Source organism: Candidatus Planktophila dulcis (genome assembly GCF_002288225.1).
In the GTDB taxonomy this organism is placed as follows: domain Bacteria; phylum Actinomycetota; class Actinomycetes; order Nanopelagicales; family Nanopelagicaceae; genus Planktophila; species Planktophila dulcis.
Genome location: NZ_CP016777.1, coordinates 479,169 through 501,406, shown reverse-complemented (window position 1 = coordinate 501,406; position 22,238 = coordinate 479,169). Strand labels below are relative to the sequence as shown.

General features: G+C 48.8%; 21 protein-coding genes and 1 pseudogene. 11 read left to right on the top strand and 11 right to left on the bottom strand.

From position 1 onward, the window contains the following. The first annotated feature begins 6 nt into the window (after window positions 1-6). Genes pknB through A1sIIA65_RS02565 form a run of 4 tightly spaced genes read left to right on the top strand, consistent with a single transcriptional unit; the run spans window position 7 to window position 4,674 of the window. Window positions 7-1,908: a Stk1 family PASTA domain-containing Ser/Thr kinase gene (gene pknB / locus A1sIIA65_RS02580; protein ID WP_095676033.1), complete on the top strand. Its 1,902-nt coding sequence runs from the start codon at window positions 7-9 to the stop codon at window positions 1,906-1,908. A gap of 4 nt (window positions 1,909-1,912) precedes the next feature. Next, window positions 1,913-2,776 (top strand): deoxyribonuclease IV, encoded by an 864-nt coding sequence (locus tag A1sIIA65_RS02575; RefSeq protein ID WP_095676032.1) that lies wholly within the window; start codon window positions 1,913-1,915, stop codon window positions 2,774-2,776. Then, window positions 2,773-3,633, top strand: coding sequence for a DMT family transporter (locus tag A1sIIA65_RS02570; RefSeq protein WP_095676031.1), 861 nt, complete (start codon window positions 2,773-2,775; stop codon window positions 3,631-3,633). The genes A1sIIA65_RS02575 and A1sIIA65_RS02570 overlap by 4 nt, the downstream gene beginning before the upstream one ends. 3 nt (window positions 3,634-3,636) lie before the next feature. Then, complete coding sequence (locus A1sIIA65_RS02565; RefSeq protein WP_095676030.1) at window positions 3,637-4,674, top strand: threonine aldolase family protein; 1,038 nt, start codon at window positions 3,637-3,639, stop codon at window positions 4,672-4,674. On the opposite strand, the gene A1sIIA65_RS02560 is transcribed toward A1sIIA65_RS02565, so the two are convergent. The 3 genes from A1sIIA65_RS02560 to A1sIIA65_RS02550 are packed head-to-tail and all read right to left on the bottom strand — an operon-like array spanning window position 4,648 to window position 7,576. Continuing rightward, entirely contained in the window at window positions 4,648-5,142 is a 495-nt protein-coding gene (locus A1sIIA65_RS02560) for a methylated-DNA--[protein]-cysteine S-methyltransferase (protein WP_095676029.1), read from the bottom strand. The genes A1sIIA65_RS02565 and A1sIIA65_RS02560 overlap by 27 nt on opposite strands. Before the next feature lie 10 nt (window positions 5,143-5,152). Continuing rightward, window positions 5,153-6,514 carry a class II 3-deoxy-7-phosphoheptulonate synthase gene (locus A1sIIA65_RS02555; protein WP_420021865.1) on the bottom strand — a complete coding sequence of 454 codons (1,362 nt, stop codon included), beginning with the start codon at window positions 6,512-6,514 and terminating at the stop codon, window positions 5,153-5,155. Between the two features lie 36 nt (window positions 6,515-6,550). After that, window positions 6,551-7,576 (bottom strand): 6-phosphofructokinase, encoded by a 1,026-nt coding sequence (locus tag A1sIIA65_RS02550; protein ID WP_095676028.1) that lies wholly within the window; start codon window positions 7,574-7,576, stop codon window positions 6,551-6,553. An 87-nt stretch (window positions 7,577-7,663) separates the two neighbouring features. Between A1sIIA65_RS02550 and xylB the strand changes: the two genes are divergently transcribed. The 5 genes from xylB to A1sIIA65_RS02525 are packed head-to-tail and all read left to right on the top strand — an operon-like array spanning window position 7,664 to window position 13,247. After that, entirely contained in the window at window positions 7,664-9,073 is a 1,410-nt protein-coding gene (gene xylB, locus A1sIIA65_RS02545) for a xylulokinase (protein WP_095676027.1), read from the top strand. Further along, window positions 9,067-10,566, top strand: coding sequence for a cryptochrome/photolyase family protein (locus A1sIIA65_RS02540; protein WP_095676026.1), 1,500 nt, complete (start codon window positions 9,067-9,069; stop codon window positions 10,564-10,566). Before xylB ends, A1sIIA65_RS02540 begins: the two co-directional genes overlap by 7 nt. A 12-nt stretch (window positions 10,567-10,578) precedes the next feature. Further along, window positions 10,579-11,505, top strand: a complete 927-nt coding sequence (locus A1sIIA65_RS02535; RefSeq protein WP_095676025.1) for an alpha/beta hydrolase — start codon at window positions 10,579-10,581, stop codon at window positions 11,503-11,505. A 37-nt stretch (window positions 11,506-11,542) separates the two neighbouring features. Further along, a complete protein-coding gene (locus A1sIIA65_RS02530) occupies window positions 11,543-12,418 on the top strand; it encodes a DMT family transporter (protein ID WP_095676024.1) in 876 nt (291 codons plus the stop codon). A gap of 19 nt (window positions 12,419-12,437) precedes the next feature. Continuing rightward, window positions 12,438-13,247 carry an undecaprenyl-diphosphate phosphatase gene (locus A1sIIA65_RS02525; RefSeq protein ID WP_095676023.1) on the top strand — a complete coding sequence of 270 codons (810 nt, stop codon included), beginning with the start codon at window positions 12,438-12,440 and terminating at the stop codon, window positions 13,245-13,247. Here the strand turns inward: A1sIIA65_RS02525 and era are convergent. The 6 genes and pseudogenes from era to A1sIIA65_RS02495 all read right to left on the bottom strand — a co-directional run bounded on the left by era (window position 13,234) and on the right by A1sIIA65_RS02495 (window position 17,846). Continuing rightward, window positions 13,234-14,151 carry a GTPase Era gene (gene era / locus A1sIIA65_RS02520; RefSeq protein ID WP_095676022.1) on the bottom strand — a complete coding sequence of 306 codons (918 nt, stop codon included), beginning with the start codon at window positions 14,149-14,151 and terminating at the stop codon, window positions 13,234-13,236. The genes A1sIIA65_RS02525 and era overlap by 14 nt on opposite strands. 32 nt (window positions 14,152-14,183) lie before the next feature. Next, the gene (dprA, locus tag A1sIIA65_RS02515) at window positions 14,184-15,056 is read right to left on the bottom strand and encodes a DNA-processing protein DprA (RefSeq protein ID WP_223298553.1); all 873 of its coding nucleotides are present in this window, start codon (window positions 15,054-15,056) and stop codon (window positions 14,184-14,186) included. 60 nt (window positions 15,057-15,116) lie between these two features. Continuing rightward, a complete protein-coding gene (locus A1sIIA65_RS02510) occupies window positions 15,117-15,722 on the bottom strand; it encodes a ribonuclease HII (RefSeq protein ID WP_095676021.1) in 606 nt (201 codons plus the stop codon). A gap of 9 nt (window positions 15,723-15,731) precedes the next feature. Continuing rightward, window positions 15,732-16,382, bottom strand: a complete 651-nt coding sequence (lepB, locus tag A1sIIA65_RS02505) for a signal peptidase I (protein ID WP_095676020.1) — start codon at window positions 16,380-16,382, stop codon at window positions 15,732-15,734. A 239-nt stretch (window positions 16,383-16,621) separates the two neighbouring features. After that, window positions 16,622-16,963: pseudogene (gene rplS, locus A1sIIA65_RS07035) on the bottom strand (50S ribosomal protein L19); the annotation flags it as partial. Between the two features lie 118 nt (window positions 16,964-17,081). Further along, window positions 17,082-17,846, bottom strand: coding sequence for an inositol monophosphatase family protein (locus A1sIIA65_RS02495; RefSeq protein ID WP_095676018.1), 765 nt, complete (start codon window positions 17,844-17,846; stop codon window positions 17,082-17,084). Window positions 17,847-17,908: 62 nt separating this feature from the next. Here A1sIIA65_RS02495 and sepH point away from each other — a divergent pair, with 62 nt between their 5' ends. Beyond that, window positions 17,909-18,745: a septation protein SepH gene (sepH, locus tag A1sIIA65_RS02490; protein WP_095676017.1), complete on the top strand. Its 837-nt coding sequence runs from the start codon at window positions 17,909-17,911 to the stop codon at window positions 18,743-18,745. On the opposite strand, the gene A1sIIA65_RS02485 is transcribed toward sepH, so the two are convergent. Next, entirely contained in the window at window positions 18,742-19,824 is a 1,083-nt protein-coding gene (locus A1sIIA65_RS02485) for an alkaline phosphatase family protein (RefSeq protein ID WP_095676016.1), read from the bottom strand. The two genes, sepH and A1sIIA65_RS02485, sit on opposite strands and share 4 nt — an antisense overlap. Window positions 19,825-19,931: 107 nt before the next feature. On the opposite strand from A1sIIA65_RS02485, the gene A1sIIA65_RS02480 reads away from it, so the two are divergent. After that, window positions 19,932-21,458 carry a DNA gyrase/topoisomerase IV subunit A gene (locus A1sIIA65_RS02480; RefSeq protein ID WP_095676015.1) on the top strand — a complete coding sequence of 509 codons (1,527 nt, stop codon included), beginning with the start codon at window positions 19,932-19,934 and terminating at the stop codon, window positions 21,456-21,458. Here the strand turns inward: A1sIIA65_RS02480 and A1sIIA65_RS02475 are convergent, their stop codons facing one another. After that, complete coding sequence (locus A1sIIA65_RS02475) at window positions 21,459-22,217, bottom strand: O-methyltransferase (protein ID WP_095676014.1); 759 nt, start codon at window positions 22,215-22,217, stop codon at window positions 21,459-21,461. Window positions 22,218-22,238 lie beyond the last annotated feature (21 nt).

Below are 22,238 nucleotides of genomic sequence, written 5' to 3'. Positions count from 1 at the left end.
CGGGATATGTCTGACCTGACCGGCGAGCTCATTGATGGGCGCTACCAACTCATCCGCCAGATGGCCACAGGTGGAATGGCAAGTATCTATGAAGCAGTAGATACGCGCCTTGATCGCAAAGTTGCAGTCAAGATCATGCACTCGCACTTGGCACAAGATGAACAATTTGTTGAACGCTTTATCCGCGAAGCAAAAGCTGCAGCAGCACTTTCACATCCCAATATCGTTGCTGTGCAGGACCAAGGGTGGAACCAGAATGGAAGCCCTGCCATCTTCCTTGTGATGGAGATGATTGAAGGTCACACCCTTCGTGAATACCTCAATGAACAAGGCAAGCTCTCTATTGCAGATGGAATCAAATTCCTATTGCCAGTCTTAAGCGCACTCTCTGCAGCACATAAAATTGGAATTGTTCATCGTGATATTAAGCCAGAGAACATCTTGATCTCCAAAGAAGGTCGCATCAAGATTGCAGACTTTGGGCTAGCAAAAGGCCCTCTCCTCGGTGGCACCATGACTGCTGAATCAAGCGTCATTCTCGGTAGCGTTTCCTACCTCTCCCCTGAGCAAGTTCAGCGTGGTGTTGCAGATTCTCGTAGCGATAACTACTCACTGGGCATTACCGCCTTTGAAATCTTCACAGGCAAGAAACCATTTGAAGGCGATCAACCGATTCAAATCGCCTATATGCATGTCAATAATCGCGTGCCAAAAATCAGCTCACTAATCTCAGGTGTTCCAGAGCAACTCGATGATCTGATCTATCGCGCAACCAGTGCCGACCCAGATGAGCGACCACGCGATGCCAGCATCTTCTATGAAGAGCTCTCACGCATCAGCCAACTACTTAATCCCAAAGAGAATCAACTCAGCCTTGAGCTCGATATTCCTATCGAACCTATGCGCCCTAAGGTTTCCCGTAAATCACTACGCGCAAAGGTCAAAGAGATGACGCAAGCAATTCCTGCAATCCCTGCCCCGCGTGAGACCACGCAAGAGATTAAAAAGCGCAAGAAGGCAAGCAAGCGCGTTCGTCGCAATCGCAAGATTGCACTCGTTATGGCCGTTGTTGTGGGAATAGTCGGTTGGTATGTACTGGTCGGTCCTGGCTCTCGCGTAGTTGTTCCATCAACTGTGGGTGCAACACAGCTTGAGGCAGGAGCAGCACTAGATCCCCTTGGTCTTGCATCTCTTGTCGTTGAGAAACAATTTAGCGAAGAGATTGCTGAAGGTCGCGTCATTCAATCTATTCCTGAAGGTGGCGGTCGTATTGATCAAGGTGGCACCGTCAAACTAATAGTCTCCAAAGGACCGGAGCGATTTACGATTCCACCTCTTGCAGGTCTGACACCAGAGGCGGCAACGAACGTCCTTGCAAAGTTACCGCTGACTATCCAGCCTCTTGCTGAAGAATTCAGCACAAGTGTTCCTAAAGGTTATGTCATTGACTCCAACCCACCATCAGGTGAGAAGGTCAAGCGCAGCGCATCCATTCTTATCCGCGTTTCAAAGGGCATTGAGCAAGTTGCAGTCACTTCCTATATTGGCAAGAGCTCTGATCAAGCCTTGAATGAACTGCAAGCTGCGGGATTTGTAGTGACATCAACCTATGCATATAGCGAGACTCTCCTTGCAGGTGAAGTCATTGCGCAGAAACCATTAGGAGCCCCAACTGCAGATAAGGGTTCAAAGATTTATTTGATTATCTCTAAGGGCTCCGGATTCGCATTTGTTCCTAATCTCTTCTCCATCGATGAAGCTAAGGCAGTTGCAGCCCTGAAAGATCTCGATCTCAAAGTTGTTGTGAAGAAAATTGGAAAGAAGACCGTCAAGAAGGTGACAAACGTTTCACCAAAGGTCGGAAGCAAGGTTAAACGTGGCAGTACTGTGACCATCACAGTAGGGTAGGCAAATGTCTAAGGCCATCAAGAAACCACGAATCGGTGCTCACACTCCAACATCTGGAGGAATGGCTAAGCGCTCCATTGCATATGCAGAGCTGACTCAAGCTGAAGCGATTCAAGTCTTCACATCTAACCCCCGTGGTTGGGCAATGCCTGAGACCAACCATGAAGCAGATGCAATATTTCGTGAAAAGGCTCAAGCGCTCGATATTGAAACTTATGTCCACGCACCATTTCTTATCAACTTAGGCTCACCTACGCATGAGACCTATGTAAATTCATTGGCATCAACTGCCTATTCCTTAAAGCGCGGACAAGAAATTGGCGCACTCGGAGTTGTAGTTCACACAGGCTCTGCAGTTAAAGAGGACAACGTTGATAATGCATGGAAGCAGATCAAAAAAGGTGTCATGCCAATCCTTGAGGCACTCGATGATGATGCGCCCTATCTACTCTTAGAGCCAACAGCAGGCCAAGGTCAATCACTGGTCAAGCGACTTGAAGATTTAGAGAACTATCTCAAAGCACTGGAATACCACCCCAAAGTTGGTATCTGTCTTGATACATGTCACGTCTTTGCAGCAGGCCATGACATTGCAAAGAAGGGTGGAATGAAGGAGACCCTCGACCTTCTGGTTCAAGTCGCTGGCATCGAACGTATTCAACTCATCCACGCCAATGATTCGATGGATGTGTGTGGTGCCCTCAAAGATCGCCATCAAAATATTGGTAAGGGCTTTATTGGTGTCGATCCCTTTGCTGAACTCCTAAAGCACCCAGCAGTTGCCAACGCGCCGCTCATTCTTGAAACTCCTGGCATGGAACCTGAACATGGTGAGGAAATTGCTCTCTTAAAGAAGTTGCGTGGATGAGTTCTTCACACGCACTGAAAATTCGTCTAGCCCCATGGGCCCTACTCTCAGTCTCTGCTGCTTGGGGAATGGCATTTGTTGTCATGAAAGATGCCATCGAGCGCCAGAGCGTCAACAACTTTCTCTTCACACGATTCTCACTCGCAGTCATAGTGATGGTTGCTCTTAAGCCACAAGTCCTTATGAAGTTAGATGGTGATCTCATCATCCGCGCAGGATCAGCAGGAATTTTCTTAGGCCTTGGATATATCTTCCAAACGTTAGGACTTGCCCGCACAGGGGCTGCCATCACAGGTTTTGTTACCGGGCTCTATGTAGTTTTCACTCCCCTACTTGCCTATTTCTTCCTCAAAGAGCGCCTCACAAAATTAATCTGGGGATGCGTGTTCATAGCAACCATTGGGCTTGGTCTCTTATCTATTCGTGGGTTTTCTGTAGGAATTGGCGAGATGCTTGTACTCGCTAGCGCCTTCTTCTTTGCAGCTCACATCATTGCACTCGGTAAATGGTCATCAGGTCGAGATGTATATGCGATGACGATTGTGCAGCTTGCTATGTGCGCTCTCCTTTCTGGTCTTGCCTCAATTCCTGAAGGGTATTCAGCTCCTCCTGATTATGGAGTGTGGGCTGTTGTGGTCTTCACAGCGGTGATCTGCACCGCAGTCGCATTTGTTGTGCAGACATGGTCCCAGGCTCATATGACCACAACGAAGGTTGCGGTCATTCTGACTATGGAAGTTGTCTTTGCGGCGCTCTTTGCAATCATCTTTGGTGGCGAACGCTTAACTCTGCAAGCTACTCTTGGTGGACTGATGGTGTTAACTGCCATGTTTATGATTGTTCTCAAGGAGGAGTAAGCCATGGCAATCGATCTTCGCTCTGACACGGTTACAAAGCCAAGTGAAGCCATGCGCGCTGCTATGGCATCTGCTGAAGTTGGCGATGATGTCTATGGTGATGATCCCACCGTTAACTCACTTGAAGAACGCGTTGCTGCAATGTTTGGCCACCAAGCTGGCCTCTTCACTCCTACCGGATCCCTTGCCAATCAATTATCAATTCGCACGCTGGTAAAGCCTGGTGAAGAACTTCTTGTTGAAACTCGTAGCCATATCGTTCGCGCAGAACTTGGTGCTGCTGCAACTTTTAGCGGCATCACAACCCGCACATGGCCATCCACTGATGGACTATTGAAGGCAGATGATGCACTCGCCATCGCCCACGAAAATGCAGGTCCATATTTAGTTTCAACTAAGGCAATTGCAGTTGAGAACACTCACAACTTTGGTGGCGGAACTGTGCAACCGATTGATGAGATTGCAAAACTTTCATCAGCAGCCCTTGCTCGTGGAATTGCGATGCACCTCGATGGTGCGCGCATCTGGAATGCCCATGTGGCATCCGGTGTTTCATGTGCTGAATATGGCAAGCACTTCGACACTATTAGCGTCTGTCTTTCTAAGGGACTCGGTGCACCGATTGGTTCAGTCATGCTCTCTACGAAAGAACGGGTTGCCGAGGCTCGCATCTGGCGCAAGCGCTATGGGGCTGGAATGCGCCAAGTCGGCATCATCGCAGCTGCTGCTCACTATGCACTCGATAACAACATTGCTCGCCTAGCTGAAGATCATGCACGGGCTAAGAAGATTGCCACAGCACTTGCCGCCATCGACTCATCCCTCGTTGATCCTTCTAAGGTTCACACAAATATTGTTGGCCTTGAACTATCAAAGATTGGGATCACGGCAGCTGAGTTAACAGCGCGCTGTAAGGATGCTGGGCTGTGGATTAGCGCTCTTGGTCCTCACTATGCGCGCCTTGTTACCCATCTTGATTTCGATGATGCGCAATGCGATCAATCTATTGAAATACTAAAGCGCGCCCTCGTGGTGAAGTAGCCACTCTTTCTTATTTAAACCGTAGGCATAATTTCCAAGCGCTCCACCAGTTTTAACTATGCGATGGCATGGAACGACCAGAACAATTGCATTCTTTGCGCACGCACTTCCCGCAGCTCGAACTGCCGCAGGACTTCCCGCACGTTCTGCCAATTCACCATAGGAAATCACTGAACCGGCCTTCACCTTCTTCATCGCCTTCCACGCAGCTTGTGAAAAGTGAGCACCTGGCTGGCGAACCTGAATCGCATTAATGGCAGAGATATCTCCATCGAAGTAATCGTTAATCAGATCTGTGATGACAGGAATCTTAGAAACAGACTTAATCTCTCGCATTGCATCAGCTGCGCTCAAACTCTCTTTCAGCGCTTTGAGTGTTGAGAGATTTGCCCCAAGGAGAATGTGTTCATCGGCAATCAGATTGAGATTGCCTAGGGGTGTTGCCAGAGTGGTGAGAAGCAGCGTCACGCAAACTAAGTTAGCGGTCGCGCAACATTTCAGCAACCAAAAATGAGAGCTCAAGTGACTGTGAGTGATTCAAGCGTGGGTCACACGCTGTCTCATAACGTGATTCAAGATCCTTCTCAGAAACTTGATTGCCACCACCGAGACACTCAGTGACATCATCACCGGTGAGCTCGATATGGATGCCACCAGGGTGAGTTCCCAGCTTCTTATGGACTTCAAAGAATCCTCTTACTTCATCGAGTACATCTTCAAAATTGCGTGTCTTATAGCCATTCTTTGATTCAAAGGTATTGCCATGCATCGGATCGCATACCCAGAGAACTTGCGCACCACTCTTTGTCACACCTTCAACGAGAGCTGGAAGTGCTTGGCGGATTGTGCCGGCACCCATGCGAGTAATAAATGTAATGCGCCCTGGCTCATTATCTGGATTGAGCTTTGCAATCAGAGCTAGCGCATCGTCAACTGTGGACTTAGGTCCGAGCTTGATGCCGATGGGATTGCGAACCTTCGATGCGAAATCAACATGTGCGCCATCGAGTTGACGTGTGCGCTCACCAATCCAGATGAAGTGACCTGAAACATCATATGGAAGCTGCGTGCGTGAATCGATACGGGTCAGTGCCTTCTCGTATTCAATAATGAGAGCTTCATGGCTTGCATAGAAATCAACAGCCTTGAATTGTTCTGGGTCAACGCCTGCAGATTTCATAAATGCAAGGGCGCGACCGACTTCATTTGCCATCTGCTCATACTTCTCACCGAAGGTGGAGTCGCGGATAAATCCCTTATTCCACTCATGCACCTGGCGAAGGTCTGCAAAACCTCCACGAGTAAATGCGCGAACGAGGTTAAGCGTTGCAGCAGATGTGTTGTAAACACGAACAAGACGGTTGGGATCTGGCGTGCGAGCTGCCTCAGTGAATTCAATATCGTTGACTGCATCTCCGCGATAGGCAGGAAGTGTGACATCACCGCGAGTTTCAAGATCATTAGAACGTGGCTTTGCAAACTGCCCCGCCATACGGCCGACTTTGATCACAGGCAAACTTGAGTAGTACTGCAAGACAGCAGCCATCTGCAAAATTGTCTTGATGCGATTACGAATGGAATCTGCTGTAGCTGATGTGAAAGTCTCAGCGCAATCTCCACCTTGTAACCAGAATGCTCGACCAGCTGCTGCTTCTGCAATCTTTGCTTTGAGATCATCGCACTCACCGGCAAAGACAAGTGGAGGAAGTGCACGAAGATCAGCAACAGCCTTCTTCATCTGCTCACCATCGTGGCCACCAGGCCAGTTAGGTTGCTGGGCAGCAACGAGTGATGAGTCGAAGAGGTTATCGAGCTGCGAGGAAGTCGAGTTCATAGTCATAAGAGTAGAGAGTTCAGTAGCAATCTCGCAGGGAGATTATCCAAAGAACGAAGTGATCTCCTCATATCGCTCGAATGGAACGGTCTTGAGAACATCTGTCGCTGATGCCAATGGCACGCGAGCAATCTTTGTTCCGTGGAGAGCCATCATCTTGCCGAAGTCACCTTCGTGAACAGCTGTGATTGCCTCAAGTCCAAAGCGTGAGCTCAGAACGCGGTCAAATGCTGATGGTGTTCCACCGCGCTGGATGTGACCTAGAACTGTGCAACGTGTTTGGTAGCCAGTCTTTGTCTCAATCTCTGCAGCAAGCCAATCACCAATACCGGATAGCTGAACGTGGCCAAATGCATCAAGTGGCTGATCCTTAGTGATCATGTCGCCATCTTGAGGAATCGCACCTTCTGCAATAACGATGATGGGAGCAGTTCCTGTTGCAAAGCGAGACTTCACATATTCACAGACCTTATCGACTGAGAACTTAACTTCTGGAATCAAGATGCATGCAGCATCTCCTGCAACTCCTGAGTGAAGGGCAATCCATCCTGCGTGGCGACCCATAACCTCAACGATTAGTGGGCGGTGGTGTGACTCAGCTGTTGTGTGAAGGCGATCGATTGCCTCCATCGCAATGTTGACTGATGTATCAAATCCAAAAGTAAAGTCTGTGTTGTTGAGGTCGTTATCGATTGTCTTAGGAACTCCGATGACCTTAACGCCTAGTGCATCGAGCTTTGTTGCAACTCCGAGTGTGTCTTCTCCACCGATTGCGATGAGAACATCAATTCCCTGGTCAGCAAGATTCTGCTTGATGCGCTCAACACCGTTCTCCATCTTAAATGGGTTGGTGCGAGATGAACCAAGGATGGTTCCGCCCTTTGCAAGGATTGGCTTCACTGTTGCAAGATCAAGTGGCATGGTCAGCGCCTCAAGAGGGCCTTTCCAACCATCGCGGAATCCGACGAATTCATATCCGTACTCTTTGATTCCCTTTGTGACTACGCCACGAATAACACCGTTAAGTCCTGGGCAGTCTCCGCCACCTGTAAGAATTCCAATACGCATTGCAACGCTCCAAAATTAAGTGAGATTTGGCTAACTAATTAAGCCGCACTGTGGTCAACACTGACTGGCACAGTCTAGCCTTTCGTCATGGCAAAGACCCAACTCACCGCAGGCGTGGATTCTTCAACCCAGTCGGTGAAGGTCGTCATTCGTAACGCAGAAACAGGCGAGTTAGTACGGCACGGTCGCGCATCTCACCCTGATGGAACAGAAGTAGATCCAGCCCATTGGGAGAGCGCCCTAGATAAAGCAATAGCAGATGCAGGTGGCCTTGATGATGTCTCCGCAATTTCAATTGGTGGCCAGCAACATGGAATGGTCGCACTTGATAGCAGCGGTGAAGTTATCCGCCCCGCACTTCTATGGAATGACACTCGCTCTGCACAATCTGCTCGTGATCTCAACGCTGAAATGGGCGGAGATGCACAAGCTGCGCAGAAAGTCGGATCTGTTCTCGTTGCATCATTTACTGCAACAAAACTCAGGTGGCTTGCCGACAATGAGAAAGCTAATGCCGCCAAAGTTGCAGCAGTTGCACTCCCCCATGATTGGCTCTCGTGGCGCCTGCAGGGTGGAAAAGATTTCGATAAGTTATTTACTGATCGCTCAGATGCATCGGGTACTGGATACTTTGATTCTGTTTCCTCTACATATCGCGATGACCTTTTGAAGTCCGCACTTCGCACAGATCGCACCATCATTACCCCACGCATCACTGCACCTAGCGCATTTGGCGGCACCACACTTTCAGGTATTCCCATCGCAGCAGGTGCTGGAGATAACGCAGGCGCAGCCCTCGGTGTGCAGGCACAACCTGGTGATGTAGTTGTCTCACTTGGAACAAGTGGAACAGCATTTGCAGTCTCTGACACTCCAACACATGATCCAAGTGGTGCGGTTGCAGGATTTGCTGATGCAACAGGTCGCTTCTTGCCACTTGTCTGCACACTCAATGCTGCTCGCATTTTAGATGCAGCAACTCGCATCTTAGGAAAAACGCATGATGAGGTTGGCGCACTAGCGCTGACTGCAAAGCCAGGTGCTAATGGTCTTTCTCTTCTTCCCTACTTTGAAGGAGAGCGCACACCTAACCGCCCTGATGCGACGGGTGTCTTTTCAGGAATGAACCTGAACAACTCAAACCCTGCCGATATTGCACGGGCGATGATTGAAGGAATGCTCTGCGGCCTTGTCGATGCAGTCGATGCACTTGAAAAGCTAGGCGTCTCAATCAACCGCGTCTTACTCATTGGTGGCGCTGCCAAGAATCCTGCTATCTCATCCATCGCATCATCACTCTTTGGTCGCGAAGTACTCGTTCCGCAACCAGGTGAATATGTTGCAGATGGAGCAGCGCGACAAGCTGCATGGGCACTACTTGGTGGAGCAACTCCACCTCAATGGAATCTCGGTGAAGTCAGCTCAACTCACTCTGTTGCAACACCAGAAGTTGTTAGCGCATACCGAACTCTGCGAGATAGAACCGCCAATTGGTAAAAGCTGTACTTCTTCTTAACGATCATCTCAATCGCAACTACGGTGCGCTCAAAGGCGCAGATCCAAAGACCCATCAGATTCTCTTTATCGAGAGCCAGCGAATGCTCACGACCCGTACTTGGCATATCCAGCGCCTCTTCTTTCTCATGTCAGCTCGTGATCACTTCCTACAAGAGCTGCGCGATGAAGGATTTACTGTCACCTTTATGCAAAGTGCCAATACTGAAGTGGGCATTGAAGAATTTCGAAAGTCACATCCCGGCATAGAGATTGAGGTTGCTGAGCCTTCCTCCCATCAACAGTATGAACAGTTAGACAAGCTTGGAGTGACTCTTATCCCGAATGATTTCTTTCTGACATCTCGCCCACTCTTTGCACAATGGGCGAACTCACAGAAGAACTTGGTGATGGAGAACTTCTATCGCGCCCAACGCGTGCGCCTTAACATCCTGATGGAGGGAAGTGATCCTGTCGGTGGCAAGTGGAATTACGATGCCGATAATCGTCTTCCACCACCCAAAGGTGCTCATACGTGGCCTGACTATCTAGAGCATCCGCGCGATGAGATTGATGAAGCAGTTCTTGCAGATATCAAGAAGAGAAAGATTCCCGTCTTTGGCGATGATCCTGACACAACTTGGGGCACCACTCGCACTGCTGCACTGGCACAGATGCACCACTTCTTTGACACTGCCTTTGCTGAATTCGGCGCCTACGAAGATGCAATGGTCGCTGAGACTTGGGCGGTTAATCACTCACTCTTAAGCCCATATCTGAATATCGGTTTACTTCACGCCCAAGAAGTAATCGATGCAGCAATGGTGCGCTTTAAGAAGGGCGATATTCCACTAGCAAGTGCTGAAGGATTTATCCGGCAAATTATTGGTTGGCGCGAATACATCAACGGTCTGTATTGGCACTTTGGTGATCTCTATCGAAATGAGAATGCGCTGCAAGCCACTCGCCCACTTCTGCCGCTCTTCACGGATTCAAGTAAGACGCAGATGAACTGTGTTTCAACGCAGGTGCGAGATATCGAAGCGCGTGCGTGGGTGCACCACATTCCACGACTGATGGTCTTAAGTAATTTGGCACTTATTACGGGAACCTCACCTCAAGAATTTCTCGATTGGATGCGCAGGGCATTTATTGATGCCGCAGATTGGGTAATGGTTCCAAATGTCATTGGAATGAGCTTGCATGCAGATGGCGGCAAACTTGCGACTAAACCCTATGCATCAGGTGGTTCCTACATCTCAAAGATGGGAAGTTTCTGCAAAGGATGCAAATTCGATCCCAAGAAACGAGTTGGTGATGATGCATGTCCATTCACCACTCTCTACTGGGACTTCCTTGACCGCAATCAAGTGCGGTTTGCAAAGAACCACCGCATGGGACAACAACTAGCTGGAATCAAAAGATTAAGTGATCTTCCAGAATTACGAGAGCGCGCCAAGGAAGTTTTAGAACTTCTCTCTCATGGTGAACTCTGATTCAATTACGCCATGTCACTTGCTCCTGAGATACAGGAATACCTCAAAAGATTAGAAGCTCTCAATCTGCCTCAAGTCTGGGAAGCACCCGTTGATGTCATAAGGCGCAATACTCAAGGACGTGTAGCTACATCAGGGCCAGTAGAAGCCATTCAGGAAATCTCAAATAGATTTATTCCAGGTCCCACTGCTGATCTTCCAATTCGCATCTATCGACCAACAACTGATACCAACGCACCTGCCATCATCTACTTCCATGGCGGCGGATGGGTACTTAACTTTCTCGATATCTATGACGCATCCCTTGCCCGTCTTGCCAACCAAACCGGCGCTGTCATCATCAGCGTGAACTACCAAAAAGCGCCAGAGCATCCATTTCCAGTTCCCTTTGATGATTGCTATGAAACCCTTCTCTGGGCGATAGCAAATGCAGAGAATCTAGGAATAGATGAGAACAGAATTGGTATTGCAGGCGATAGCGCTGGTGCAAATTTGGCTTCAGGCGTTGCAATCAAAGCTCGGGATAACAAGATTGCCCTCTCATTCCAGATATTGATTTACCCGTGCAATGATCGCAATCTTGAAACCAATTCCTATAAAGAGAATGCGACAGGCTATGGGCTTTCAACTCAGGCGATGCAATGGTTCTGGGATCAATACCTGCAAGGTGCTAGCCATGATGAGAATGCCTATGCAATTCCGATGCGAGCTGCATCCTTTAAAGGATTAGCACCAGCAATCATCATCACAGCCCAATACGACCCGCTACTCGATGATGGCGAAAAATATGCCGAGCTCCTTCAAGGCGATGGCGTCCCAGTTATCTACAAGAGCTATGAGGGAATGATTCACGGCTTCTTTAGCAATATGGCAGTGACCCCTACTGCGCAGGAAGCAATTGATTTTGTGGCCTCTGAAGTAAAGAAGATAACCCAGTAAGGTTGCCTCTTACCTAACAAGGAGCTTGATTTCACCCATGTCACGTCGCGGTCTCTTTCTCTTCATCCTTGTTGGATTCCTGTGGGGCATTCCATATCTCTTCATCAAAGTTGCCGTGGACCCGGAGAATGGATTTAGTCCTGCCACTGTAGTCTTTCTGCGCACAGCAATCGGTGCTGCAATATTGATTCCGATCGCAATCAAGCAGCGACAACTCTTTGCAGCTGTTCGCGGATGGCGTTATGTCGGCGCCTACGCACTCCTAGAAATGATCGGTCCATGGATCCTGATTGGCACCGCAGAGCAGAAGATTTCATCTGGTCTTGCTGGCCTTCTCGTTGCATCCGTTCCGATCTGGGCAACAATCTTTGCATCCATGCGAGGCGATAAGACAGTGTGGCAACGCAAGCGTCTCCTTGGAATCGTTGTTGGATTTATCGGCCTTATTGCAGTTGTTGGGATTGAGAGCATTGCGGGAAGCGCTGATCCACTCTCCATCGCAATGGTTCTGGTTGCTTCAATCGGTTATTCCTATGCTGTCATGATGGTGCAAAGCGCACTTCCTCATGTCTCAGGAATTGCAATTAACGCCGTAGCGATGGCGATGACAGCGATCTTCTACCTGCCATGGAGCATCGCGCAGTGGCCAACCCACGAGATTTCTCAAGGAGCAATCCGCGCAATTATTGGTCTTGGCGTATTGTCGACAGGCGCTGCATTTGCAGCCTTCTTCACATTGGCAAATATCATCGGCGTTGCCCGAGGATCTCTGGTGACATACCTCAACACCGCATTTGCCGTTGTACTTGGAGTGGTAATTCTCAATGAACCACTCACAACGGGAATCATTCTCGGACTTCCACTGGTATTAATCGGTTCATACTTCGCGAGCCGCAAGCCTGCCGATGCCTAACTATTGAGATACTTTCACAATGCTTGAAGCGCTCTTTCTCGGAATAGTCCAAGGTCTTACAGAATTCTTACCGATTTCATCGAGTGCACATATTCGCATCGTGGGTGAATTTCTACCTAATGCTAAAGATCCAGGTGCCACCTTTACCGCTATTACTCAGATCGGCACAGAGCTTGCAGTTCTACTTTATTTCCGGAGAGATATTCTCAACATTGCAGGTGCCTGGTTTAAGCGCGATGGCTCACCTGAAGCGCGCCTTGGAAATCTCATCATCATCGGCACACTTCCCATCGTGGCACTCGGTTACTTAGGCCAGGATTACATCACCAATAACTTCAGATCACTGTGGGTCATTGCATGCACACTCATTATCTTTGGTTTGATTCTGGGATTTGCCGATCGCGTTGGAAGAAGTGAGAAAGATTTATCAACGCTCAATGCACGAGATGGAATCTTCTACGGCCTTGCTCAATCGATGGCGCTAATCCCTGGCGTATCTCGCTCAGGTGCAACAATCGCACTGGGGCGATTCCTTGGATATAAGCGAGAGGCCGCACTTCGCTACTCATTCTTATTAGCCCTTCCTGCAGTCTTTGGTAGCGGTCTCTATCAATTGCAGAAGGCTATGGGTGATTCAACAGTTTCTGTCTACTCCATGCCAGAGATTCTCATCGCAACGATTACCGCATTCGTTATTGGCTATGCAGTAATCGCTTGGCTGATGAAATACATCTCCACCAAGAGCTTCACACCTTTTGTGATTTATCGCGTTGCACTTGGATCAGCGCTCCTGATTGCACTTGCAACAGGTCTTATTAGCGCTCAGTAAAACCTAGTCGTTCAAGCAGCTTAGGATCGCGCTGCCACTCCTTGGAAACTTTCACGTGAAGACCAAGGAAGATGCGTGCTCCGAGTTCGCGTTCAATATCTTTACGCGCTCTCATACCAATATCTTTGAGTCTCTCACCCTGATGGCCTAGCAAGATGCCAGTCTGTGAATCGCGCTCAACATGGATAGTTGCGTGGATATCAAAGAAGGGACGGCTTCCCTTTTCTTCACGCTCGCCCATCTCATCAATGGTGACCATGATGGAGTGTGGGAGCTCTTCTCGAGCATCGCGTAGCGCAGCCTCACGAATAAGCTCACAGATAAGGGTTTCAATCTTCTGATCACTCTTCACATCGGTGGGATAGAAAGCAGGACCTGCCGGCAAATTATCGCCAATTAACTTCTCCAGCAGATCAATCTGCTCATGAATTGCTGCAGAGATAGGAACAATCTCATCCCAGGTGAAACCCTTGGCAAGTTGTGAGATTCCAAGCAAGCGTCCTGCAAGATTCTTCTTAGAGACTAAATCTGTCTTTGTGACGAGTGCAAACTTCTTCGCACGTGAATACTTCGCAATTTCTGCAGCAATGAACTCATCTCCAGCACCTGATGTCTCATCGGCGGGCAAACACATCATGACGATATCGACGGAATCAAGGCTCTCATTGACGACAGCGTTGAGTCTGTAACCTAGGAGAGTCTTTGGCTTATGAACTCCAGGAGTATCAACTAAGACAGCTTGGTATTCAGGGTTATTCACAATGCCGCGAATTGCATGGCGCGTGGTGTTGGGATGAGGAGATGTAATTGCAATCTTGCTTCCCACGAGTGCGTTAATGAGAGTTGATTTACCAGTGTTGGGGCGGCCGACAATAGCGACGAAGCCCGAACGGAAATCACTCATGGACATATTCTCTCATTACATGCCTGATGTACCTAAAGGGCTGAAATCAACTCCACAGCATCAGCAACTGATGTCACAAGTTCTGCAGCCCTCTCGCCTATCAAACGATGACATCCATCAGATGATGGCGAGTTGATAGGACCCGGTATCGCCATCACAGGTCGCATTAACTCGGCAGCATCTCGGGCAGTGCGAAGGGATCCACTTCGAAATGCAGCTTCCACAACGAGAGTTGCATCCGATAGAGCTGCAATAAGTCGATTACGAGTGAGGAATCGATGTGGAAGGGCAGATACTCCTGGCATCACCTCAGAGACAATCGCTCCGTTCTCACATATCTCTTCAAAGAGTCGCGCATTACCGGATGGATAGTGCAGATCAACTCCTGATGCAATCACTGCAATGGTTCGTCCTTCGGCAAGTAATGCTCCACGGTGTGCTGCTGAATCGATTCCATATGCTCCCCCGCTGACGATGTCCCACCCACGATCAACAAAACCTGTTGCAAATTCTGTTGCAATGCCAACTCCATAAGCCGTTGGCTTTCGCGTTCCCACAATAGAAAATGAGTTGTTGCTGAGAATCTCAACGTTTCCCTTCACCACCAACCCAATAGGTGGGCACGGTAATTGATTGACTCTCATCGGCCATTGGGAATCTTCGGGAGTTAAGAAGGTTGCACCCGCTTCATCAATTGCCGCAAAAGCTCTCTCAGCATTAAAGTTGCGCACCTTCTCAATGATCTGCGCATATTTCTCCTTCTTATATACGCCTAGAAAAAGGTGCTCATAGACAGTTGGAATACCAAATTCAGATATCTGCGCACTCCAATATGGATTCCCACATTCAATGGCGTCAAAGAGAGCTAAGCGTTGCAGCAGCGTTGTATTGGCTCGAATCATCATGGGCGGCAGGGTAAATGCCGCTGGGTAAGAAAAGGGAGGGAAGTGAGTGTGCTGTGGAAACTATGGAAGAAGTGCTGCGATATTTGAAAACGATGTGCGGTGCTCTATACACGGGCCATGTTCTGCCAACGCTTTGGTGTGAACTGCTGTGATATAGCCCTTATGTTTGGCAAAGCCATACTGCGGATATTTGCTATCGAGTTCAATCATGATCCGGTCTCGCGTTACCTTGGCGATAATGGAGGCAGCGCTAATTGCTGTCACCACCTGATCGCCTTTCCACACTGCCACATTGGGAATAGCTAATCCTTCAATGGTATAGCCATCTGTAAGGACATAGGCAGGTTCAATACTCAGGCCCTTAACAGCTCTGCGCATTCCATCAAGGTTTGCAGCATGCACACCACGTTCATCAATTTCTGATGGTGGCACAATAATCACACTGACACTTTCAGCTAGTTTCATAATGACATCAAAGAGAATCTCTCGTTTACTCTCAGAGACTTCTTTTGAATCGCGCACCTCAGATAGCTCTGGCGCTGTGGGATCTTTCAAGATGACGGCTGCGACAACAAGTGGTCCTGCACACGGTCCGCGACCTGCCTCATCAACTCCTGCAATCGGAGAAATACCAGCGTTACGAAGAAGTTCTTCGATCGCTTTCATCATTACTTCTTACTTGATAGGGTCTTGGCTTGGAACAAGGCCAACGTGTTTCACTGGCCAGATAATTGCAAAGACTCGACCGGTGACCTTATCCACTGGAACAAAACCATTGTTGACATCATCTTGGTGATATCGAGAATCAGCAGATGAACCGCGGTGATCTCCCATGACCCATACTTTGCCTTCAGGAACGGTGATATTGAAATCTAATTCACTCGCCTTATTGCCAGCAAAGAGATAGGGCTCATTGGTCTCTTTGCCATTGATAGTGAGCTTTCCATTGCTGCAACAGATAATCTGATCGCCTGCAACGCCAATAACGCGCTTAACAAGGTATTGCTTTGCAGGATTGGGAAGTACTCCCACCGCAACAAGACCATCTTTGAGCTTTGCTACAACTTTATTCTCAGCGCCTTCAAATGGTTCAGGTAACCAATTGGCGGGGTCTCTAAATACAACGACATCACCGCGATTGATAGAACCTGAGATAAAGGGAACTTTATTGACTGCTACGCGATCTTGAATTTGTAGCGTGTTCTCCATAGACCCTGAAGGGATATAGAAGAACTGCACAAGGAAAGTCTTGATAAGAAGTGAGACGGCGAGCGCAACGATTACAAGAATCGGGAACTCACGAAGGACTGAGCCCTTGCGTGGCATAAGAAGAGGTGAAGTTACTCTGCAGGCTTTTCTTCAGTTGCTGGTGCTTCTGCAACTGGAGCTTCTTCTGCAACTGGAGCTTCTTCTGCAACTGCCTCTGCAACTGGCGCTTCAACAACTGCTTCAGCAACGGGTGCCTCAACTACTGCCTCAACTACCGGAGCTTCAACAACTTCCTCAACTACAGGTGCTTCAGCAACAGGAGTTGAAAGGATTCCATCACCGTAGCCAACAACGCCATCGCGCTTTTCGCGAATCTTTGCAGCCTTACCGCGAAGATCGCGGAGGTAGTAGAGCTTTGCACGACGAACATCGCCCTTTGTGACGAGTTCAATCTTTTCAATAACTGGTGTGTGAACTGGGAATGTGCGCTCTACGCCAACGCCGTATGAAACCTTACGGATTGTGAAAGTTTCGCGAACTCCATCACCTTGGCGACCGATAACGATGCCCTGGAATACCTGAAGACGTGACTTGCTACCTTCGATAACACGGACATGGATCTTGAGCTCATCGCCTGCGCGGAACTGTGGGATGTCCCTACGAAGAGAGACTGCATCTACTACGTCGAGAATATTCATGGTGATTCCTGTTCATTACTAATTAACTATGTTAATTGAGCACGGATATCGCCGTGCAGACTGCGTATCTTGCCATAGAAGGGGCCTTGAGCGTAAATCGGCCAATCCCCGCCGAAATCTACGCGTGTAGGTTCAGAAATGCCTCGAGCTCAGCGAAGAGGGTCGGACCTGCTGCCAGCGTCGTCATATAGGGCGCGGCTCCATAGAGACCAAAGCGAGCACCTGCCTCAGTTGCAACCAAACTAGCTGCTGCCCAATCCCACTCTTTCAATCCATCTTCAAAGTAGGCATCGAGTGAGCCCATTGCAACAGAGCAGATATCAACTGCTGCAGCTCCATTGCGGCGAATATCGCGAATCAGAGGAAGCATCCGTCCCACATTTTCAATCTGGCGCACGCGATGTGAAACATCGTATTGAAATCCAGTTCCGATAAATGCGCGATTAAATTCCACAGGTTCATTGACCTTAATCTTGCTGCCGTTAAAGAATGCGCCGCCTCCACGCGTTGCCCACCACGTTGAATTAATGGTCGGAGCGCTCACAACGCCAACAACAGAGCCATCTCTATCTTTTGCAGCGATGGAGACATTCCAACCAGGAAGGCCATAGAAGTAATTGACTGTTCCATCAAGTGGATCGATAACCCAGGTAATTCCTGATCTGCTTTCAATAGCAGCGCCTTCTTCCCCGATCATTCCATCATCAGGTCGCTTGGCAAGAATTGATTGGACGATAAAGGTTTCAGCCTTCTTATCCATCTGCGTCACGATATCGATTGCCGTGGTCTTCTCTTCGATTTCAAAGGCAGGAGGGCGGTCCATGAGCAGGGCAGCCGCCTCAGCTCCAACTTTGCGCGCTAATTCAAGTAACTCCTCATGCATAAGTGAAGTCTAGAGGGTCAATCTCTCGGGAAATTACCGTCCTATCGGATATTCTCACCCACATGACCGAGCTTCGTTTAGATGGCAAGACTGAAGATGGCAACCATCTCTCACTTGTCGACGGCGATGGGAATAATTATTCCGTGCGCATTAGCGACACCTTGCGCGCAACTGTTAATCAACCACGTTTAACCTCTGTCCCAGCAGTGGATGCACAGGAAACAATCTCTGTGAAAGAGATCCAGCGCAGACTGCGCGCCGGTGAAAGCTTTGAACAGATTGCTCGCGATGGACAGACAACTGTTGAAAAGGTTGAGCGCTTCTCAGGTCCCATCATGCAAGAGCGCGAATACATTCTCTCTAACGCTCGGGATCTCGTCATGCGCAAAGATTCACATCGCATAGACCTCACCTTCGGTGAAGTAGTACTTGCAAAGCTTGCACCGCGCGGTGTTGATACCGACCAGGTTTCATGGAACACATGGCGCCAACTCGATGGTGTGTGGCATATCGAACTTCACTATCCAAACCGTGATGGCAACGGCGTTGCAACATGGAACTTTGATCTCGCTCGTCGCGCACTGGATGCATCCGATGACAATGGCGCATGGCTCATTGATGAAGAAGCTCCAACGCGTATTTCAACTTCTGCAATGATTTACTCAGAGCCAACTCATCCATCACGTTTGGAAGAGCCCAAGATAGAGCCTGAGATTGTTCGCATTGCAGATTTAATCAATGCAATTGATGAAAAACCTGAGACTCCACGCCTTGCAGTTATTCGTGAGACTCCAACAGCTGCAGATTCTCAAGATGGCATTACATCCCGAGCAAAGGTTCCTTCATGGGATGAAATTATGTTCGGCCGTAAATCTGAAGAAACACCTGAAGATAATTAATTAATACTGTACACAAGTAGCGGCACAGAGCTTTCAATCACACTATCGCCACCATGGTGGCCAATCATTGCGCCCTCTTTATCGGCGCGATCAGGATCCAGCAGAACGACATCTGCTTGAGCAATTGCAATCACATCACCAGCGCGCTCTGCAGCATCGAGTGAGACATGAGGACCAAAGAGCCCTGCAGTGATAGCGCTTGCTCTTGTGTGCATGGTGACCTTAGAAGCTAGAGCGCTCTCCCACCGTGCAATGACTTCCTTCTCAGCGTTAGCACTATCGCTAGAGAGATAGAGATGGCGCATCCGTGGTTCACCAGCAATGAGTGCAACATCTGTCAGTAGTTCGTTATCGCGGCCCAACACAATCTTCTCGCTCGCATTGATCATTCCGTGATCTGCAGTCAGCCACATTCTGGTTCCACGTGGCAGCTTCTGCATCAAATTCTTTACCAATTCATCAATGCTCGTCAGCGCTGCCAGCCACTTATCGGAACCCACACCATCTGAGTGACCTGCTGAATCCAAATCATTGACATAGAGATAGACAAAAGATGGCGACTTTTCAAGAGCTGCAACAGTTTCAGAGATGAGATCAGCTGGAATATTCGCGCCTTTATAGTTCGCTCCACGAAAGACTGCGCGCGTGAAACCTGTATTTTCATATCTCTTTGCTGCAACATGTGTTGTGGTAATTCCTGCAGCAGTTGCGCGCTCAAAGAGAGTCGGAACTGGTTGCCAGATCACCGGATCCACGCGTTCATCCCACTTAAGAGTGTTGAGAATGCGGCCACCGCTACGAGGAACTTGAACTGTGTAACCCAACATGCCGTGAGCACCTGGCATCTCACCGGTTGTCAGCGTTGCAAGACTTGTCGCTGTTGTCGATGGAAAGGATGTCGTCACAGTTCCATGCACGGCCATCGCAGAAAGTGATGGAGCAACGGAAGCATATGCACTTAAAACATCTGCGCCGAGCCCATCAACCAGAAATACCAGCTCTCGCCCGCTTGGACTATTCCCGCATTGAATCGAATCATGCGCTGTTGTTAATCCTAAACTCGAGAAGATCGAGGGCATGATTTGCGATAAATGCACGGCGCTATCTTCTCACGGGTAGCAATTGATGTGCTCTGGGGGCGTGTAGGTACCAAGATTTAGCACTATCGCTTGGCAGAATACGCGCCATGGCAACGAAGAAGGCAGCAGCTCCAAAGAAGTCAGCGAAGGTCGTTGGACCTAAGCCAGGAGAATTTCCTGGCAAGATCGTTGATATCGATGTCTCTTCAGAAATGTCTGAATCATTTCTTGAGTATGCATACTCAGTTATTTACTCACGTGCTCTTCCTGATGCTCGCGATGGATTAAAACCAGTTCATCGCCGCATCCTTCATCAGATGAGCGATATGGGTCTTCGCCCAGAGCGTGGCCATGTGAAGAGCGCACGTGTTGTCGGTGAAGTAATGGGTAAGTTGCACCCACACGGTGACTCAGCAATTTATGACGCACTCGTTCGTATGGCGCAATCATTTTCAATGCAGCTTCCACTGATTGATGGCCACGGAAACTTCGGTTCACTCGATGCTGGCCCGGCCGCCATGCGTTACACAGAAGCACGTCTTGCTTCCGCTGCGATGTCGATGGTGGCAGAGGCAGATGAGAACACAGTCGACTTTGGCCCTAACTACGATGGACAACTTGCTGAGCCTCTTGTGCTTCCAGCAGCATTTCCCAATCTTCTTGTAAACGGCGGTTCAGGAATTGCAGTGGGTATGGCAACCAATATGGCGCCACACAACCTTGGTGAAGTAATTGCAGCAACGAAGTTTCTGATTGATAACCCCAAGGCAACGCTGAATCAATTGATGAAACATATGCCTGCTCCAGATTTCCCAACGGGTGGAGAGATTGTTGGACTTGAAGGCGTGCGTGAGGCATATGCAACCGGTAAGGGTTCATTTAAAATCCGCGCATCTGTTGAAATCTCTAAGGTCACATCCCGCAAGATGGGCCTTGTTATCCGCGAGCTGCCCTTTAACGTGGGACCTGAGAAGATTGTTGAACGTATTGCAGATCTTGCAAAGGCGAAGAAAATTCAAGGCATCTCAGACATCATCGATCTCACCGATGGCCAGACGGGCACCAACGTTGTCATTGAGCTCAAGAATGGTTTTGAACCTGAAGATGTCCTAGAAAAACTCTTCAAACTCACACCTATGGAAGATGCCTTTGCAATCAACGCAGTCGCACTCGTCAAGGGCAAGCCACAGACGCTAGGCCTTAAGGAACTCTTGCAGGTCTTTATCGATCACCGCATCGAAGTTGTGCGTCGCCGCTCAGAATTTCGTAAGGCAAAGGCAGAAGATCGCCTCTCACTCGTTGATGGCCTACTTAAAGCGATTATCGATATCGATAAGGTCATCAAGATCATTCGCGGTAGCGATGATGCAGCAGCTGCAAAAGAGAAGCTTATTAAGGATTTCAAACTTAATGATGAGCAGGCCACCTACATCCTGGATATGCCACTTCGCCGTCTGACAAAGATGAGCAAGCTTGAACTTGAAACAGAGTCAAAAGAGCTCAAGGCAATCATTGCAGCCCTTGCAACTCTTCTGAAGAATGAAGATGCGATCCGCAAGCAGGTCTCTGATGAGCTCACTGCGGTATCAAAATCATTTGCAGTTCCTCGCCGTACTCGTATCGGCAAAGAGTAGTTACTTAGGCAGTAGTACTGCTGTTCCCTTTTCATGGGAGAGAAATTCCAGTGTGTGGTTCGGTAGCGCCTTTGCAAACTCGTGCGCCATATCTTTCTCACCATCACGGCCGGCATCATCGATCACAACAATGGCGCGTGGGCTTAGCTTTGCAACGCACTCAGCAATGGCTGGATGACGAGCCTTGGGATTCTTAGATCCCGGTGGGCCATCGACAAAGAGAAGATCAATAGATGAAATATCGCCTAACTTTGATAGGTCATACCAATCCACACCAGATGAGTGTGGTGTAAGAGGTGCAATGCGGATATCAACGTTGGTGATGGCGTGAGATGTAAGAAGATTCTCAGTTTTACCTGCATATTCGGCTGAATTATCAACGCTAAAGATCTTTGCACCAGGTGCGCTCACAGCAAGGACCAGAGTCGACATTCCAGATCCCAAATCAAGGATGCGAGAAGGCTTAGAACTCTTGGCCAAATCTAAGAGAGTCAGCAACACATCAGGAGATGCCGCCCAACTACGAGTTGAAGGGATAGGTGCTTTGAGATCTAAAAGCTTGATGAGTTGGGCGTAATACTCACTCTGTCTGTAGTGCTCCCATGATGCATCGCTCTGCGCCTTTGCGATGCGACGTATATCTCTTTCAGGTGAGACTAATTTGATGAGTTTCTCATTGATGCGCTTGATGATGCGCAGCTGATAGATGGAGAGGGCAAGTAATGTGAGAGCAATCAGTAGCAAGATGACGCTGAGCATTTGGCGATTCTAGAGTGATTA

Coding starts and splice junctions, on each gene's coding strand:
- pknB (WP_095676033.1), top strand. CDS start 7: ATGTCTGACCTGACCGGCGAGCTCATTGATGGGCGCTACCAACTCATC.
- A1sIIA65_RS02575 (WP_095676032.1), top strand. CDS start 1,913: ATGTCTAAGGCCATCAAGAAACCACGAATCGGTGCTCACACTCCAACA.
- A1sIIA65_RS02570 (WP_095676031.1), top strand. CDS start 2,773: ATGAGTTCTTCACACGCACTGAAAATTCGTCTAGCCCCATGGGCCCTA.
- A1sIIA65_RS02565 (WP_095676030.1), top strand. CDS start 3,637: ATGGCAATCGATCTTCGCTCTGACACGGTTACAAAGCCAAGTGAAGCC.
- A1sIIA65_RS02555 (WP_420021865.1), bottom strand. CDS start 6,514: ATGACTATGAACTCGACTTCCTCGCAGCTCGATAACCTCTTCGACTCA.
- A1sIIA65_RS02550 (WP_095676028.1), bottom strand. CDS start 7,576: ATGCGTATTGGAATTCTTACAGGTGGCGGAGACTGCCCAGGACTTAAC.
- xylB (WP_095676027.1), top strand. CDS start 7,664: ATGGCAAAGACCCAACTCACCGCAGGCGTGGATTCTTCAACCCAGTCG.
- A1sIIA65_RS02535 (WP_095676025.1), top strand. CDS start 10,579: ATGTCACTTGCTCCTGAGATACAGGAATACCTCAAAAGATTAGAAGCT.
- A1sIIA65_RS02530 (WP_095676024.1), top strand. CDS start 11,543: ATGTCACGTCGCGGTCTCTTTCTCTTCATCCTTGTTGGATTCCTGTGG.
- A1sIIA65_RS02525 (WP_095676023.1), top strand. CDS start 12,438: ATGCTTGAAGCGCTCTTTCTCGGAATAGTCCAAGGTCTTACAGAATTC.
- era (WP_095676022.1), bottom strand. CDS start 14,151: ATGAGTGATTTCCGTTCGGGCTTCGTCGCTATTGTCGGCCGCCCCAAC.
- dprA (WP_223298553.1), bottom strand. CDS start 15,056: ATGATGATTCGAGCCAATACAACGCTGCTGCAACGCTTAGCTCTCTTT.
- A1sIIA65_RS02510 (WP_095676021.1), bottom strand. CDS start 15,722: ATGAAAGCGATCGAAGAACTTCTTCGTAACGCTGGTATTTCTCCGATT.
- lepB (WP_095676020.1), bottom strand. CDS start 16,382: ATGCCACGCAAGGGCTCAGTCCTTCGTGAGTTCCCGATTCTTGTAATC.
- A1sIIA65_RS02495 (WP_095676018.1), bottom strand. CDS start 17,846: ATGCATGAGGAGTTACTTGAATTAGCGCGCAAAGTTGGAGCTGAGGCG.
- sepH (WP_095676017.1), top strand. CDS start 17,909: ATGACCGAGCTTCGTTTAGATGGCAAGACTGAAGATGGCAACCATCTC.
- A1sIIA65_RS02485 (WP_095676016.1), bottom strand. CDS start 19,824: ATGCCCTCGATCTTCTCGAGTTTAGGATTAACAACAGCGCATGATTCG.
- A1sIIA65_RS02480 (WP_095676015.1), top strand. CDS start 19,932: ATGGCAACGAAGAAGGCAGCAGCTCCAAAGAAGTCAGCGAAGGTCGTT.
- A1sIIA65_RS02475 (WP_095676014.1), bottom strand. CDS start 22,217: ATGCTCAGCGTCATCTTGCTACTGATTGCTCTCACATTACTTGCCCTC.